The sequence below is a fragment of the Sulfurifustis variabilis genome (genome assembly GCF_002355415.1).
Lineage (GTDB): Bacteria > Pseudomonadota > Gammaproteobacteria > Acidiferrobacterales > Sulfurifustaceae > Sulfurifustis > Sulfurifustis variabilis.
Genome location: NZ_AP014936.1, coordinates 834,688 through 849,333, shown reverse-complemented (window position 1 = coordinate 849,333; position 14,646 = coordinate 834,688). Strand labels below are relative to the sequence as shown.

The window sequence follows — 14,646 nt, the reverse complement described above, 5'->3', positions numbered from 1 at the left end:
GGACGGCAGGGGCCGCCCCTCTTCAGCGCACCAGGCCTTTGGACCAGGCCTCCTGAAGCAGGACCACGCCCTCCGGCGTCACCGCCAACGGCCCGCCCAGCGGATCGTTGCGCTGGAAGACCCAGACGACATACCCGCGCGGGTCCCTTCCGGTCGTCTGCTTCACCCCGTGCACCCAGAGCGGCGGCAACTCGTCCGTATAGTTGACCTCGGCCTTTCGGAGCTGTTCGGTCGTGACGTAGCCATAGCTCATCGCTTTCTTCCTCCACCCCACGCCTCCTGGCGTGGCGACGACAAGGCGCGGTACGCGTCCGCAGACCGGTCCCGCGCTTCGTTGCGGCGCGAGGCTCGGCCGTTTCCCGTTCGCGTACGCCCTTCCTCGATCCTTCCCGGTCGCGTCCTGCGGGCAGGTGGCCCCGCCGTACGACGCGCCGATCCCAACCAGTCCTCTCGTACACTTACGCCCATTGGTAACGACTCCGTTTCTGCTCGTCGGACGCGGCGGCGATCGGGAGGTCACCCGGTCGCCGCCAAGCGTTTTAGCGATTCAGCGGCTCGGGCCCGGCTCCGGCGCGTCGCGCGAGGGTTCCGGCCCGCCGCCCGCACGCGCGGCCTCGTATTCGGTTTGCGAGAGCCGCCCGTCGCTGTCGAGATCCGAGGACGAGAAGTCGATGCCCGGGATCGCGTCCACCTCTTCGCGTTCGATCGATCCGCTGCTGTCGCGATCGGCCTGGCTGAACGACGGCACATCCCCGCCCGATCCGCTCATGCCGCCTCCGTCGACACGCGATTCGTACCCGCCGCCCGCGCCGGCTTGCGGCGATCCGCGCTCGTCCTCCGTCGCGGCGACCGCCATGCCGGAAGAAAGGGCAAACGCAAACACCAAAGGCATCGTCCGTTTCATGAGTCCTCCTGAGGATGGGTGAACGACATTTAGTGTTTGCAATGCAGGTGCCACGAGCCGCGTTCGCGAAATCACGCGCCCGGAGACACGGGCTGTAGCCCGGTGACGACACGCAGCATGCATCGATCGCGCACTGCGGCAACGCGCATGGAGCACGTCGTGTCGGCATCCGACAACAATTCCGCGCGCGCCGAAACAGGTTTGAAGGCCCGAGCCCCGACGGCGAAAAAGACCCGAGATCCGGGTCAGGACCACCTTGGGCTGCATAGGTAATGCACGGTATCGGGCCGGTTTCGGATGCTGATGGACAATACAGGCTCGCTCGGAGCGGCTACGCTTGAAGGAGGGATCCGTGGGGCTCGGCAGCAGAACCTCCATCGTCGCGTTGGCGGTGTTCGTCTGCACGCCGGCGTGGGCACAGGATATAGAAGGAGTGCACGTTCCGGATGCCGTGCTCCTCGACGGCACCCGACTGGTGCTGAACGGCGCGGGCGTGCGCCGGCACTACTTTTTCGACGTGTACGTCGCTGCGCTCTACCTGACGCGGCAGGCGGATACGCCCGAAGCGGCGATGGCGGCGCCGATGCCCAAGCGCATACGCCTGCACCTGCTGCGGGACGTCGCCGCGGAGGACATGGTGAACGAGTCGCTGGAGCGCTTCCGCGCGAATGCGAGCGAGACGGCCTACGCGCAGCTGTGCGATCGCGTGGAGGCGTTCCGGAGCGCGTTCCCCGACCTTCGGGCGGGCGACGAGGCCAGCGTCGATCTCGTCCCCGAAGGCACCGAGATATGGGTCAACGGATGGCTGCTGACGGAGATACCCGGCGAGGATTTCCAGGAAGCGGTGCTCAAGGTCTGGCTCGGCGACGGTGCGGCCGACCAGCGACTGAAGCAGGCAATGCTCGGCAGGTGGTGAGGTTCCTACAAACGGCAAACGAAGAGCGGAGGACGTTATGAAGGACAACCACAAGGTTCAGAAGATCACCGAGATGGCGGAGTTCAATTCCGCTCCGGGCGGCTACGAGGTTCAGTTTTCGCTCAACACCGAAGACGGATCGACGATGAGGCTGAGCTGCCCGCAGGAGCGGCTCGGGCAGCTCATCGTGGGTCTGCTCCGGGCGCAGGAGCTGGCGGGACGGGAACGCGCGAAGGGCGGCGCGGCGAAGATGCTCGTCGCCGCGCCGATGCAGGCGGTCGAGCTCGCGGTGGGGATCAGCCCGGGCGAGCAGTCGGTCCTGCTGCAGCTGCGCGCGCAGACGGGGCTCGTGCTCGATTTCGCGATCCCGCTGGAGCTCGCCGAGCAGCTCTCCGACGGAATCCCTCACGCCATTCGGCTGACGCAATCGGGCGCGCTCGCCGGTCCGACACACTGAGCGGCAGGCGGCGACGAACGCTTTGGGCGCCGCCTGCGGCTACTCGGCCGAACGCTCCATCCGCTCCGCCATCTCGTCGAGGCGCTCGGCCAGGAGGTCCACGCCCTGGGCCATTCCGCGCGTCAGCTCGCCGGAGACCTGAACGAGGGTGCGCGAGAAGTGGCGCGTCAGACCCTGGAGCTGCTCGCCGAGCAACGCCGCGGAATCCACCGCCTCCTTGCAGGCGCGCTCACCGGCGTCCCGAAGATTCTCCCACTGCCGCTCTTCCTTCGACGCTTCGTTTTCGACATACGGCAATCCGCCGTCCGACCCGGTCTGGGCGGCGGCGGTCAGGCCGGCCGCGGGGCCGAATGCGAAGCCGACGAGAACCACGGCCATCAGGCGGCTGGTGCGTTGCATGTGCGGTACCTCCTCCGGAATGCGGCCTTAGTTCAACCCAGCGCGCCGCGGCGCGCAAGGTCCGGGCGACGACATGCGGCTGAAATCGCGCTCGTGTCGGGCCCCTGCCGCTGCACGCCGCGCGGTCGCCCTGCGGGCGTGGACCGATGGCGGCCTGCAACCGACAAAGGGTAGCGCCCCCGGAGGAATCGTCCGCGCCATCCGCTGTCGAATCCTACAGTTCTCCTCCTAGTGGTGGTCTGCCCTCCGAATTCCGGGGGGCTTTTTTTGCCTGTCGAAAACCGCCGGTCGCGCGCCGAACGAAAAACGCTTCGCGACGGCTACGGCCGCTCCGACAGGAGCGCCTCGATGTCGGCAAGGGCCTGCTCTTCGTTGAAAAAGGCGAGGCTGTAAATCTCGCGAATCCGGGCACGGCCGTCGACGAGGTACAGACGCGCCGGGTGGTCGAGCTCGCCGTCCGGAAGCGCGCGCGTCCACTCGCCGTACGCCGCCAGAACGGGGCGCAGCCGTTCGGGCGACTCCCGCAGGAAGCGCCAGGCGTCAGTGTCGCGCGCGAACGAACGGGCATAACGCGAAAGCACCTCCGGCGAGTCGCGCTCCGGGTCCACGGTGATCGAGTAGAAACGCACGCGGCGGCCGTCGATGCCGCGCGCGAGCAGCGCGCGCAGCACCCAGGACATCCTGAGACTGAGCGTCGGGCACGCCGTCGTGCAGCTTGTGTAGACGAAGGCGATGAGGACGACGCGATCGCGATCGTCCGCAAGGCGGACCCGCCGCCCGCCCGCGTCGAGGAGCGCGAAGTCGGGCGCGGGGCCGATCACGCCGAGAAAGGGCCGGTTGCTGGGCGCCGCGCCCGCCCGCGGCGACCCGGTCTCGTGTGCCGTCGCGTTCGCGAGGAGCAGTCCGGCGAGCGCCGCGGCGACCCGCAGCGCCCGTCGCTTTGCCAGGCCTTCGGGCATGCCTCTACTTACTTATTACTAATTGAGCAGCATGTCGTGCGGCCGCGCCGGACCGACCGGCGCCTTCGAGAAGTCGATCCGGAAATAGGGATCGAGCTTCATCCGCCCGTCGGGGCCGATGTGGATCAGATCGAGCGCGTACCGGCTCGAGTAGTCGATCGAGCTGATCGCCGAGTTGGTGACGTAGAGGCGGCGTCCGTCGTAGGTCACGTGCATCATGTTGGTCTGGACGAGACCCTGCACGGTGTCGTGCAGGCGCGGCTTCTCGGGGCTGCGCACGTCCCATGCCTGGATCTCGCCCGTGCCGATGCAGCTCACGTAGAGGAAGCGATCGTCCGGAGACTGGCGCAGATCGCCCGGCGCGCAGCCCTTGCCCAGGTCACCCGCCTTGCGATAGGTGAAGCGGCCGTCCTTCTCGCGCCGGAACATCCAGAGCGAGTCGCCCGCGTTGCTGATGGCGTAGCCGTGCACCGCGCCGGGCTTGAGCAGCCAGCGCGCCGCGAGCGGGATCGGGTCGCCCTTGAGCTCCTGCACGATCTTGCGCCGCTTCACGTCCCAGACGAGCATCGAGTTCGAGAAGGTTTTCGGATCCCACTTGTCGAGCGAGCTCATGAACGTCTTCTGCGGCACCCAGCTCGAGGTGATCATGCGGTTGAACTCGGGCTTGATGACCGTTTCATAGGGATGGTTCGGCGCCGCGTGCGAGGCGATGAACTCGCCGTCGTTCGTGAACTCCGCCAGCCCGCCCGGGCCGGTGCCGTCGGGACCCGAAGCCATGGAGATCAGCATGCGGCCGGGAATCGCGTACGGGGTATGCGGCCCGGTGAGTCCCGTGAGCCGCGGCACGTCGTCGATGGTGCGGACGAGCCTGGGGTTCATCGGATCGGTGGCCACGTCGAAGATGAACAGGCGGCTCGTGTTGAGGCTCGCCGCCCAGATCTTCGTGCGGTCGTCGGTGTAGCCCATGTGGTGCGCTTCGTTGCCGGTCGATTCGACCTCGACGCGCTTGACGACCTGGCCGTAGGTGGCCGAGGCCTTGTCGACGTCGATCACGGCGAGGTAGTCGCGTCCCTCGCCGGCCGGGAGCGTCCAGAGATACATCACCTTCTCGGGCTGGCGCAGCCCCTTGATATACGGAGAGAGGCAGGTCTCGGCGGTCGCGGGAGCCGTGATCGCGATACCCAGAAGCAGCGCCGCGGCCTTGTGCAGTGTGCGCATGTCTTCCTCCTGTGGAGGCAAGGTTGTCGTCGGGGAATCGCACCGCAGGGGACGGCGGCCGGGGATGGCGTCGGGTTATCGGCGATACAGGGCGGCATTCTCGGTCCCCCCGTGGAGCCGCACTACGCTAGCCCCGCGCCTCGTTTGCTGCAAGCCGGATTTTAGGCGCGGCAAAAAAAGCCCGCCGTGCGGCGGGCCCGCGCCGGACCGAGCCGACCCGGCGGTCGGCTCGTCCGGGCGATCTCGCGTCAGAGCACGCCGAAAAGATAAAGCAGAATGATCACCGTGATGGGCACTCCCAGCAGCCAGAGCAGTATTGCGATCATGATTGGGTCTCCTTGGAAATGACGGGGTCGGTCATCAGCGGGACGTGCCGCCCGGCTCCGGGGCCGTCGAGCCGCCGGTCCCCCGCTCGTGCGACTGCTTCGCCGACTCGTACTCGGAGCGCGAGAGCTTGCCGTCGTTGTCCTTGTCCGCCGCCGTCAGGTCCAGGCCCGCGATACCGGTCGTCTCGGACGCCTCGACCGAACCGCTTTTGTCCTTGTCGGCCTGCTCGAAGCTCGGCATGGCCGCCGGCGGGCCGGAGTCGCCGGTCAGGGTTTCCTGCTCGGCGGCCACGGCGAGCGCGGATGCCGCGGAAAACGCGAGGGCGACGAACGTCGGCACGATCCTTCGCATGGCTTTCTCCTCTGTGATCAGCACTGGGCGAGGCTCTGCAAATACGATGCCGTGAAGCAAACGGCTCACGCCGTTTGTTTCTCGGCCTTGCACTGTGGTCAGATGGCGACGGAAGAGGCGCCGCCCGGCGTAAACCGCGGCGGCGGCGGGGTTCGCGATGTCGCCCGGGCCCGACGCCCAGACCTCGATCCCGATATCGGAATAGGGGACGGCCCAGCGCCGTCTGGATCGATAGACAATCGACGAAAAGAGGCAGGTGCGATGAACGTGTACAGAGCGCTGACGATGGCGGTCCCGCTTGCCGCCCTGCTGGCGGCGCCCGCCCCGGCAGTCGAGCGGGCCGCGCCGTGGGGCACGGCGACACCGGCCGAGACGAGTTACGAGCCGGACAAGGTCGTGTACGACGTGGCGGTCGACAGCCCCGAACGCCTGGAGCGGCTGCTCGACCGGGCGAGCTTTCTCGCCAACCTGTACGCCGGCGATCCGTTCGAGGCGGCCATCGTCCTCGTGCTGCACGGCCCCGAAGTGCAGTACTTCGCGGTAAAGAACATCGACCGGTACAAGGCGCTCATGGAGCGCGCGCAGAGCCTCACCGTCGGCGGCATGATCTCGATCCGCATGTGCCAGGTCGCCGCCAAGGCCCGCGGTCTCGATCCCAAGGACATCCATGGCTTCGTCCAGCTCGTTCCGATGGGCGATGCCGAAATCATCCGCCTGCAGCAGCAAGGCCATGCCTACATGCAATAGGAGGACCGGCGTGATTTCGGCATCGTTCGTCCTGGCGCTGCTGACCTTTTTCACCGAGACCGGCGGCGCGGCCGACACGCCCTACGGCGAGGTCACGATTCCCTTCGAGGTCCGGCGCCTGCCGCAGACGCACGTGTATTACACGGTCGGCCATGCCGGCGTGCCCGGCCCGGAGAACCAGGGCCACACCTCGAACGCCGGCTTCGTGGTCACGAAAAAGGGCGTGGTCGTCTACGACGCGCTGGGCACCCCGGCGCTGAGCTACCTCCTGCTCGAGCACATCCGGCGCGTGACGCCACAGCCGGTCGTCGTCGTGGTCGCGGGCCACTATCACGCCGACCACGTGTACGGCCTGCAGACCTTCAAGGAGCATGCGAAGGCGACGGTGTGGGCGCACGAGGCGGCGGCGGAATACATCGGCAGCGCGGCCGCGGAGGAGCGCCTGGAGCAGCGCCGCGGCGTGCTCTTCCCCTGGATCGACGAGAAAACCTACGTGGTCAGGCCGGACCGGACGTTCCGCGACCGGACGCGCTTCGACATGGGCGACACGACGATCGAGCTCGTCTACGCGGGGCCCGCGCACGCCCCCGACGACGTGATCATGATCGTGAAGGAGCCCGGCGTGGTCTTCTCGGGCGATCTGATCTTCGGCGGACGCCTGCCGTTCCTCGGAGGCGAGAAGGTCAACACGAAAAACTGGCTCGCCGGGCTCAAGTACCTGGAATCGCTTTCACCCCGGCCCCGATACATCGTGCCCGGGCACGGCGACGTCTCCGCGAACGCGGGCGAGGCGATCGCGTTCACCCGCGGCTACATCGAGCACCTGCGCAGCCACATGGGACGGGCGGCCGAGGAGCTCACGCCCTTCGACGAGGCGTACGAGCAGACCGACTGGAGCCGGTATCGTGAGGTGGCGACGTTCGAGCAGGCCAATCGCGGCAATGCCTACCAGGTGTATCTCGAGATGCAGGCGGCGGGTTTCTGACCGCCGCCGCCCGCCTTCCCTCCCTCAGCGGCGTTCGCGCGCGGCGCGCTCCCGCACCTCCTGGCAGATGACGCAGGTTTGCACGCCGGGCACGCTCCGGCGGCGGACGTCGGGTATGGGTTCGCCGCAGTCGGCGCAGCGACGCGCGGATTTGCCTTTGTAGCGCACGCGCTGCGACAGGCTTTCGGCGAGCTGCTGCTCGATGCGCTCGTGCGCGATGTCGATCTGGTCTGCCATGGCACCCCTCCGGCGCGAAACGAAAGCCTTGAGACTGCCCCGCCCGGACAGGGTTCCCCGCGCTTTTTGGGCGACGGGTCCGAACGGCATCCGGGCTTGCCCCGCCTGTCGCCGTTGGCGAAAACGCGTAGATTAGCCGCATGGCGCTGTATTTCGACGTCGAGCTCGACCTGCGCGGACTGAGTTCGGTCGAGTGCGTGCAGCGGGTGATGGCCGCCCTCGGCGAGCTGCACGACGGACAGGTCCTGCGGGTCGTCGCGGACGATCCCGAATCGCTCGCCGGCTTCCGGGCCCTCGACGAGCAGACGGCGCACGAGCTCTTGCGCCGGCTGCGCACAGAAGAAGGCGATTTCCTCTTCTATATCGAGAAACGGTAGTCGCGAGGGGCACGCAGACCTCGCGGCCGCGACGGGACTTAGCGCGCCGCGCCCTCGTCCATCACGCCCGGAATCTCCTGTGTCGGCCGGTCGAACCTGCCCTTGAGCGCGTCGACGCCGGCCTGCGGGTGCGCAAGCGGGACGAGATCCCGCCGGCTCTCGCGTTTCCCGGCGGTATCGAGGCCCATGCGGCGGTCGCGCGCCTCGATCATCGCCGGCAGCGCCTCGCCGTCGCGGTTGAAAGACCACTCGAGGACCGCTTCGCCGAGCGGCATCCGGTCGCCTTCGCGACCGAACGGGGCGGAGTTCCAGACATGCCACGTCTTGCCGTAGCTGTTCATCTTGCGCTTCATGAACGCCTTCTCGGCCGCGTCCGGGAGACCGGGGCCGATGAGCGTCCCCGAAAGGATCTCGTAGTTATGAGGGTGCCAGTACGATTTCTCCTGCGCCGGGAGGGCTTCGAACAGTTTCTCCGAGATGATGTACTCGATGCCGACGAGGTTGGCGGCGGCCGCGTCGCCGTCGTAGAGCGCGCACTGGGCGAAGTCCTCGTTCACCTGCCGGCAGTAGTGGTGCGCCTCCATCTGATGGGACGGGTCCTCCTTGGCCGCGTGAAAGCCGACGAGATGCACGTCGAGTGTGCTCGGCGGCGCATTGGACTGCAACACGCGCGCTCCGGTCTCGAGCATCCTCGTCTTCGGCGTCTTCGGATCTCCGGGCGGCTCGATCGCGGCCTCGGGTGCGGCGCGCCCGGCGCACGCGCAGAGCAGAAAAACGAGCGTGAGGGAACCGTGCAGTCGCAACCCGGCGATCATGGGACCTCCTTGTCCGCAGACATCGATGTGGCCGACCGGCGCGTCGGATCGGGGTCGCTGCAAAATCCTTATCGCGCGCCGCCGAGCGAGTCCGCCATGCGCGCGCCGCGGTCGCCCATCGGCTTGGGCTCGCCGACGGTGCTGTCCACGCGCGTCTGGTGCTCCATCTCGGCGTTGAGCTCGGCGCCGAGCAGCACGGCGAAGGCCGTGAGATAGAACCACGTCAGCAGGATGACGATCGCGGCCAGCGCGCCGTAGGTCTTGTTGTAGTCGCCGAAGTTGGCGACGTAGAGCGAGAAGAGCCCCGAGCCCGCGAGCCAGAGCAGCGTCGCGGCCGCCGCGCCCCAGCTCACCCAGCGCCACTGCGGCCGTTCGCGGCTCGGCGCGAAGCGGTAGAGCACCGCCAGCGCGAGCACGAAGGCGCCGCCGAGGATCAACCAGCGGGCGAGGCCGAGGACGACCTCGAGCACCGGCGGCAGCGCGAGCCACTCGAGCGCCACGGGCACGGCCGCCACCAGCGCCAGCGCGAGAACGCCGAACACCACGGCGCCGATCGTGAGCAGGATCGCGGTCGCGTAGTAGCGGAGGAAGCCGCGCGCCTCGCGCTCCTCGTAGACGATGTTCAGGGCCTCCATCAACGCCTTCACGCCGGCCGTCGCGGTCCAGAGCGCGGCGCCGACGCTGATCGCCAGGCCGAGGCCCAGCGCCTGTGACGGGGCCGAAGCGATCGCGTGGACCTGGTCGCGCACGAGCGCGAGCGCATCCGGCGGCAGGACCCCCTGCGCGGACTCGACGTAGCCTTCCACCTCGGCGGGGTTCGTCACCAGGCCGAGGATCGATACCAGCGCGGCGATGCCCGGAAACAGCGCCAGAAAGGCGTAGAACGCCACGCCGGCGGCGACGATCGAGAGGTTGTCCTCGCCGATCTGCTCCTTGGTCCGTAACAGGATGTCCTTCCAGCCGCGCTTCGGAATCTCGCCGGGGTGAGTCGCCTCGCGACCGCGGTCGCGTCCTTTCACCTTGATGTCCATCGTCGCTTCTCCGCTGTGTCGACACTTTAAGGAAGCGGATTCGCGCCGCTCACCGGGTGCAATCCCTAACGCGGCATTCCGTCACTAAGGCCGCGGCCTTCGCGCGCGAACCCGGGCGGGCGCGGCGCGTCGAACAGATCAATCGGCGACGCGGGAAGCGGGGGACGCGAGGAGGCTCCAGCACGGCAGCCCTCGCACCGCCGCGCGGCGCTCGGCGAAGGAGGAAGCACATGTCGAAGACCGTGATCGCCCTGTTCGACTCGATGGGCCGGGCTCAGAGCGCCGTGCAGGCGCTCGAGCGAACCGGCTTCGTGAACGAGCGCATCCGGGTGCAGACGGGGGAAGAGCTCGTCGCCCGCGCGCAGGCCGGCGGCGCGCCGGAGGAGGCTCGGGGCGGCGTCGAACGCTTCCTGCAGGACATCGGCCTCGCCGCGGGAGGCGCCGGGGAAACGGCGTCGGCGCGGCCCGCCCTCTCCGCCGATGATGCGGTGATCCTGCTGCAAACCAGCGACGACCGCGCCGAACGGGCGGCCGAGGTGCTGGACCGGCACGGCGCGGTCGACGTGGACGAGCGGAGGTCGCGCGAGCCGAAATCGGCAAGCGGGGTCGACGCCGTCGTGGGGAGCGAACCGCCGCCGCGCCTCGACGACATCGACCAGTACGAGGACATCGACGAGCGCACGCTCGTGAGCGGGTCCGGTGCGGGAGCGGAACCGGTTCGCGGCCGTCCGCCGCGCCATGCCCGCATCTACCCGGGCGGCGATGCGCCGCTCCCGCACTGATCCGGCGGCGGCGACGCTGCGCTAGCGGTTCGCCGGGCCGAGGCGCGCGACGAGCTGATCGAAATCGGCGATCGCCCGATCCATGAGACGCGCGACGGCGGCCCCGTGGTCCATGGCGCTGCGCGCCACCTCGCTCCCGGCCACCGCCGAGACGCCCGCGGACGTCAGATCGTTCCCCACCGCGCTGCGGATGTCCTCGAGCTCGCGCTGGAGCGGTCCGAGCGCCGCGCGCGCCTCCTGCAACGACACGTCGACGCGCTGCAGTCGCGCCGCGACTTCCTCGCGTCGCTCCGTGCTGATGTTCCGCAGCTCCGGATCCTCGATCTCCGCCTGGCGCCAACCGGCGAGATAACGCCGACTGCGCTCGCGCATCGCCTCGCCGTGGGCCTCCATCGCGCCCACGTGGTCCCGCATGGCCTCGACGTCGCCCGCGTACTGCTCGTAGCTCCGGCGCAGCTCGTCCGGCGGCGCGTTCATCAGCGTGATCAGCGACGCCATCGTGCGTTCGAGTTGCGCGCGCGTGTCCGTGATCTCCTTCTGCGTCTCCGCCAGGCTCGACACGACGCGCTCCCGGCGTTCCGCCGGCCCCGTGGCGCACCCGGCGAAAACGAGGAACGCGCACCAGAGGGCGCCGGCGTACGAAGCTGATCGCAATGTCATGGTCTCTCCTTGACCGCCCGATCGATCCCGGAGTGTGGCAGAGCCACGACGCGGCCGACATACGGTCCTTTCCGCACCGCGATTCGGGTTTTCCGAGAAGCCCGCAACGCGCGTTTGCGGCGCGCGTGTCCGCCCGTCGGACCGAGGCGACGATCGATCGGTCGGCGGCGCGCTCGCGCGATAAGCCGCAAATCCCGCGCCGCCGCCGCGTTGATAGCCGCGCCGCTTCTCTCTATCGTCGGTTCACACGGTTCGCAATTCCAACGGACGCGGTCGCCGGACGCCAACCGGCGGACCAGGGAACGGGACAACAACACATGGCGCAGCCACGCACGCCGCCGGGACGCGCCGCCTTCGGAGGCGGCCTTGCCATCCGCATCCTGGCGTGCGCCGCGCCGCTCTGCCTCGCGCCCGCCGTCGCCGACGCGGCCGCCATCGGCGAGATCCCCGAGAAAGGCCTGCAGGGCGGGCTGCTCGCCGGCGTGAGCCACGGCGACGTCGACGACCCGGACGGAGCGGTCGACGCCGAGATCTACCTGCGTCTCGCGCTGCTCGGCGCAGCGCGGCTCCAGGCGAATCGCCGCCTGCTCGGCGAGATCTTCTATCACCGCTACGACACCGATCCCGGCGGTCGGGCGGTCGGCCAGGACGTGCGCCGCGTGGGCGCCGCGCTCTCCTACCAGGCGAAGTTTCCGCGCTGGCCGCTCGCGCCCTGGGCCGGCGCGGGCCTCGCTTACTCGAGCGACCGGTTCGAGGAGCGCGTGACCGTGGCCGCGGACGGCTTTCTCGACCGGCGTTTTCCGGACCGCGACGACAACACCCTCGCGCTGGTCCTGAACGCGACCGCGCAGCGGGCCTGGATCCGGGGATGGGACGTCGGGATACACGTGCAGTACGAACAGCCCGTCTCGGGCGACGCGACGACGTTCACCGTCGCCGCGGTACTGCTCTTCTGACGTGCGCGCGGCGATCGACATGAAGCGGCTCTTCCGGCGATGCGCCGTCGCCGCGGCGCTGACCGCCATCGCCGGCTGCGGGAGCTCCAATTCGACGCCGCCCGAGCGCCCGAGCGGCGCCATCGAAGGCATCGTCTTCGCCGCCCCGGTGTCGGGCGCGACGGTACAGGCCTGGACGTACCGCGACGGAGGCAGGGGCGAGCTGCTCGGTCAGGCGACGACCGATGCGAGCGGCCGCTACGCCCTTTCGGTGAAGACGCCGGACGGCATCCTGCTGCTCGAGGCGAGCGGCGGCGTGTACCGCGAGGAAGCGAGCGCGCGCGACGTCACGCTCGCGCCGCAGCCGCACCTGCGTTCGCTCGTCCGCTACGTCAACGGCGGGCCGCCGCCCGCGGGCAACATCACGAGCTTCACCACGCTCGCGAGCGGTCTCGCCGACCATCTCGTGAGCGGCGGGGAGACGGCGCAGGCGGCGACCGACCGGGGGTTCGCCGCGTTCAACGCCGCGCTCGGCCTCGACGTGCGGGCGGTAACCCCCCTTCACATCACGGACCCCGGCAGCGCGACGGGCGGGCTCAGCCCCGGGCACGAGTACGGCTTCTACGAGGCGGCGATCTCGCAGTGGACTGCCGAGGCCGGTACGCGCAACGGCCAGACGCCGCACACGACGCACACCTCGGCCTCGTTCGTCGCCCTCGGCCTGGAAGACATCCGCGCCGACGGGCTGCTCGACGGCAGCGCGGAGGGCGGGAGGCTGCTCTCGGTGGGCGGCATTGCGCTCGACACCGAAACGTACCGCCACGATCTCGCCGTCGCGCTGCTGCGGATCGCACAGAGCGGCGCGAACGCCACGGGGCTCGCCGCCGGGCAACTCGTGCCCGCCGCCGATCGCTGGAACGGGAGCACGGCGGGCTTCTTCGGCTATGCGCCGGTGGTGCCGCTCGACGAAACGCCACCGGCGATCACGAACCTGCAGCCGCCGGAAAACAGCATCCTGTGCGGCACCTTCACCGCCAGCGCCTCCGTCGGCGACGCGCTCCTGGCCGACAGCGTCTTCCTGCTGGACGGGAACCTGCTCGGAAATCAGGGGACCGCGTCGGCGCCGAGAATCGCGATCAACACCCGCCAGTACAGCAACGGCAACCACGCGCTCGTCCTGCGCGCGACCGACGTCCTGGGGAACGTCTCCACGCTCACGCGCACCCTCGCCTTCCTCAACGCGTTCATCTGCTGATCGTCATTCGCTTTCGCGACGCAGCGGCGCGATCTCCGGGAGATAGGCGCGAAGCGCCTCGCTCGCGAGGAGACCGGTGCGCTCCGCGAGCAGCGCGAGCGCGCCGAGGATCTCCCCGGGGCGGAAGGCGCAATGCCCGTACCGGTCGACGGCGAGCGCCGTCAGGCGACCGGCGCGCCCGCTCGCCCGGACCGCCTCGACGTACCGGAGGTGGTGCGCGAACGGCACGTGCGGGTCGAGGCGCGTGTGCATGGCGACGAGCGGACGCGCCAGGATCCCGGTCGGCAGGTAGTACCGATCGAGATAGGCGCGCGCCGTCGAAGACGCGGCGAGGCGCTCCACGCCGGCGTTGAGCGCCGCGTCGTTGTCCGAGCCCGCGTACGCCCGGTCGACGTTGCCGTACGGATTGCCTCCCGCCGTTTCCGCCAGGTCGTTGAAACCGAAAATGTTGTAACGCAGCACGTCGAGCGCCGCCTCGACCGCGCTCTCCGCAAGGCGATCGGGGTCGCGCGCGACACCCGTCACCCGGAAGAGCGCCTCGCGCCGCGCGGGGTCGCCGTTCAGCGCGTCGCGCACGAGGGCCCCGTATCCGCCGTAGTTCTGGTGCGCGTCGGCGGGAACGCCGGCGACGCCGAAGTCGAAGACCTGCGGGAAGAAATAGTCGAACACCGCGCGGAAATCGCCGAGGTACCGGATCTCGAAGTCGGCGCCGCCCAGCGGTCCGCACAGCGCCAGGCCGCCGGCGTAGCGCTCCGGGTCGCGCTCGACGAGCATGGTGGCGATGAGCGCGCCCTCGGAGGCGCCGACCAGGAGCACCCGGCGCGCGGCGGCCACGTTGGCGTGGAAGTGCCGGACGAGGGCGTCGATGTCGTTGCCCCCCTGCTCCACCGCGTAGCCGTTCTTGTGAAAACTGCTGGTGGCGAAGGCGAAGCCGAGGTTGAGGAGGACCCGCGCCGCGTTGAGCCCGTCGAGATCGAACACCGGCAGCTCGAGCGGCCGCTGCGGCACGACGTACCCGTGCACGAGCACGACGAGCGTGCCGTTCCACGCCGCGGGCGAGCCCGGCGGCGGCACGCAGGTCACGACGAGCTGCGGCGCCGGGTACCGCGGATCCCCGGCCGGCAGGCTTCCCTCGATGCAGCCCGGCACCTCGCCGTACGCCTCGGCGGCGAACGCCGGTCCCGGCGGAGCCGCGAGCGCGCCGAGCAGCCACGCCGTCAGGATGGCCAAGAGCCGGCCGTGCGGCCGGCGCACCCGCGTTTCCATGCCCGTCTCCGCTTCCCTGCCGTCG

The 14,646-nt window shown here is 69.4% G+C and carries 19 protein-coding genes; 8 read left to right on the top strand and 11 right to left on the bottom strand.

Going from position 1 to position 14,646, the window contains the following annotated elements:
• Positions 1 to 22: 22 nt before the first annotated feature.
• Positions 23 to 253: a hypothetical protein gene (locus SVA_RS04120; RefSeq protein WP_096459217.1), complete on the bottom strand. Its 231-nt coding sequence runs from the start codon at positions 251 to 253 to the stop codon at positions 23 to 25.
• A 294-nt stretch (positions 254 to 547) separates the two neighbouring features.
• Positions 548 to 904, bottom strand: a complete 357-nt coding sequence (locus SVA_RS04115) for a hypothetical protein (RefSeq protein WP_096459215.1) — start codon at positions 902 to 904, stop codon at positions 548 to 550.
• A 337-nt stretch (positions 905 to 1,241) separates the two neighbouring features.
• Here SVA_RS04115 and SVA_RS04110 point away from each other — a divergent pair, with 337 nt between their 5' ends.
• Entirely contained in the window at positions 1,242 to 1,820 is a 579-nt protein-coding gene (locus SVA_RS04110) for a chalcone isomerase family protein (RefSeq protein WP_169923959.1), read from the top strand.
• A gap of 37 nt (positions 1,821 to 1,857) precedes the next feature.
• Positions 1,858 to 2,277, top strand: coding sequence for a hypothetical protein (locus SVA_RS04105; RefSeq protein WP_096459209.1), 420 nt, complete (start codon positions 1,858 to 1,860; stop codon positions 2,275 to 2,277).
• 39 nt (positions 2,278 to 2,316) lie between these two features.
• Here the strand turns inward: SVA_RS04105 and SVA_RS04100 are convergent, their stop codons facing one another.
• From SVA_RS04100 to SVA_RS04085, 4 genes are all read right to left on the bottom strand, one after another.
• Positions 2,317 to 2,676: a hypothetical protein gene (locus SVA_RS04100; protein WP_096459206.1), complete on the bottom strand. Its 360-nt coding sequence runs from the start codon at positions 2,674 to 2,676 to the stop codon at positions 2,317 to 2,319.
• Positions 2,677 to 2,996: 320 nt separating this feature from the next.
• Entirely contained in the window at positions 2,997 to 3,635 is a 639-nt protein-coding gene (locus tag SVA_RS04095) for an SCO family protein (RefSeq protein WP_096459203.1), read from the bottom strand.
• A gap of 18 nt (positions 3,636 to 3,653) precedes the next feature.
• Entirely contained in the window at positions 3,654 to 4,853 is a 1,200-nt protein-coding gene (locus SVA_RS04090) for a selenium-binding protein SBP56-related protein (RefSeq protein WP_096459200.1), read from the bottom strand.
• Positions 4,854 to 5,213: 360 nt separating this feature from the next.
• The gene (locus SVA_RS04085) at positions 5,214 to 5,531 is read right to left on the bottom strand and encodes an EF-hand domain-containing protein (RefSeq protein WP_096459197.1); all 318 of its coding nucleotides are present in this window, start codon (positions 5,529 to 5,531) and stop codon (positions 5,214 to 5,216) included.
• Positions 5,532 to 5,792: 261 nt separating this feature from the next.
• Between SVA_RS04085 and SVA_RS04080 the strand changes: the two genes are divergently transcribed.
• Both SVA_RS04080 and SVA_RS04075 read left to right on the top strand, forming a co-directional pair.
• Entirely contained in the window at positions 5,793 to 6,278 is a 486-nt protein-coding gene (locus tag SVA_RS04080) for a DsrE family protein (RefSeq protein WP_096459194.1), read from the top strand.
• A gap of 10 nt (positions 6,279 to 6,288) precedes the next feature.
• The gene (locus SVA_RS04075; protein WP_197703365.1) at positions 6,289 to 7,263 is read left to right on the top strand and encodes an MBL fold metallo-hydrolase; all 975 of its coding nucleotides are present in this window, start codon (positions 6,289 to 6,291) and stop codon (positions 7,261 to 7,263) included.
• A gap of 24 nt (positions 7,264 to 7,287) precedes the next feature.
• Here SVA_RS04075 and SVA_RS04070 read toward each other — a convergent pair whose 3' ends face one another.
• Positions 7,288 to 7,500 carry a TraR/DksA C4-type zinc finger protein gene (locus SVA_RS04070; RefSeq protein ID WP_096459188.1) on the bottom strand — a complete coding sequence of 71 codons (213 nt, stop codon included), beginning with the start codon at positions 7,498 to 7,500 and terminating at the stop codon, positions 7,288 to 7,290.
• Between the two features lie 140 nt (positions 7,501 to 7,640).
• Here SVA_RS04070 and SVA_RS04065 point away from each other — a divergent pair, with 140 nt between their 5' ends.
• Positions 7,641 to 7,877 carry a sulfurtransferase TusA family protein gene (locus SVA_RS04065; protein ID WP_096459185.1) on the top strand — a complete coding sequence of 79 codons (237 nt, stop codon included), beginning with the start codon at positions 7,641 to 7,643 and terminating at the stop codon, positions 7,875 to 7,877.
• Between the two features lie 38 nt (positions 7,878 to 7,915).
• Here SVA_RS04065 and SVA_RS04060 read toward each other — a convergent pair whose 3' ends face one another.
• Both SVA_RS04060 and SVA_RS04055 read right to left on the bottom strand, forming a co-directional pair.
• Complete coding sequence (locus SVA_RS04060) at positions 7,916 to 8,692, bottom strand: OBAP family protein (RefSeq protein WP_096459182.1); 777 nt, start codon at positions 8,690 to 8,692, stop codon at positions 7,916 to 7,918.
• Positions 8,693 to 8,760: 68 nt separating this feature from the next.
• The gene (locus SVA_RS04055) at positions 8,761 to 9,723 is read right to left on the bottom strand and encodes a YihY/virulence factor BrkB family protein (protein WP_096459179.1); all 963 of its coding nucleotides are present in this window, start codon (positions 9,721 to 9,723) and stop codon (positions 8,761 to 8,763) included.
• Between the two features lie 230 nt (positions 9,724 to 9,953).
• Between SVA_RS04055 and SVA_RS04050 the strand changes: the two genes are divergently transcribed.
• Entirely contained in the window at positions 9,954 to 10,505 is a 552-nt protein-coding gene (locus tag SVA_RS04050) for a hypothetical protein (protein ID WP_096459176.1), read from the top strand.
• A 21-nt stretch (positions 10,506 to 10,526) separates the two neighbouring features.
• On the opposite strand, the gene SVA_RS04045 is transcribed toward SVA_RS04050, so the two are convergent.
• The gene (locus tag SVA_RS04045) at positions 10,527 to 11,165 is read right to left on the bottom strand and encodes a DUF2959 family protein (protein ID WP_096459173.1); all 639 of its coding nucleotides are present in this window, start codon (positions 11,163 to 11,165) and stop codon (positions 10,527 to 10,529) included.
• Positions 11,166 to 11,482: 317 nt separating this feature from the next.
• Between SVA_RS04045 and SVA_RS04040 the strand changes: the two genes are divergently transcribed.
• Positions 11,483 to 12,121, top strand: a complete 639-nt coding sequence (locus SVA_RS04040) for a hypothetical protein (RefSeq protein ID WP_096459170.1) — start codon at positions 11,483 to 11,485, stop codon at positions 12,119 to 12,121.
• A 19-nt stretch (positions 12,122 to 12,140) separates the two neighbouring features.
• The gene (locus SVA_RS04035) at positions 12,141 to 13,355 is read left to right on the top strand and encodes a hypothetical protein (protein WP_148665372.1); all 1,215 of its coding nucleotides are present in this window, start codon (positions 12,141 to 12,143) and stop codon (positions 13,353 to 13,355) included.
• A gap of 3 nt (positions 13,356 to 13,358) precedes the next feature.
• Here SVA_RS04035 and SVA_RS04030 read toward each other — a convergent pair whose 3' ends face one another.
• Positions 13,359 to 14,621, bottom strand: a complete 1,263-nt coding sequence (locus SVA_RS04030) for an alpha/beta fold hydrolase (RefSeq protein WP_096459164.1) — start codon at positions 14,619 to 14,621, stop codon at positions 13,359 to 13,361.
• Positions 14,622 to 14,646: the final 25 nt, after the last annotated feature.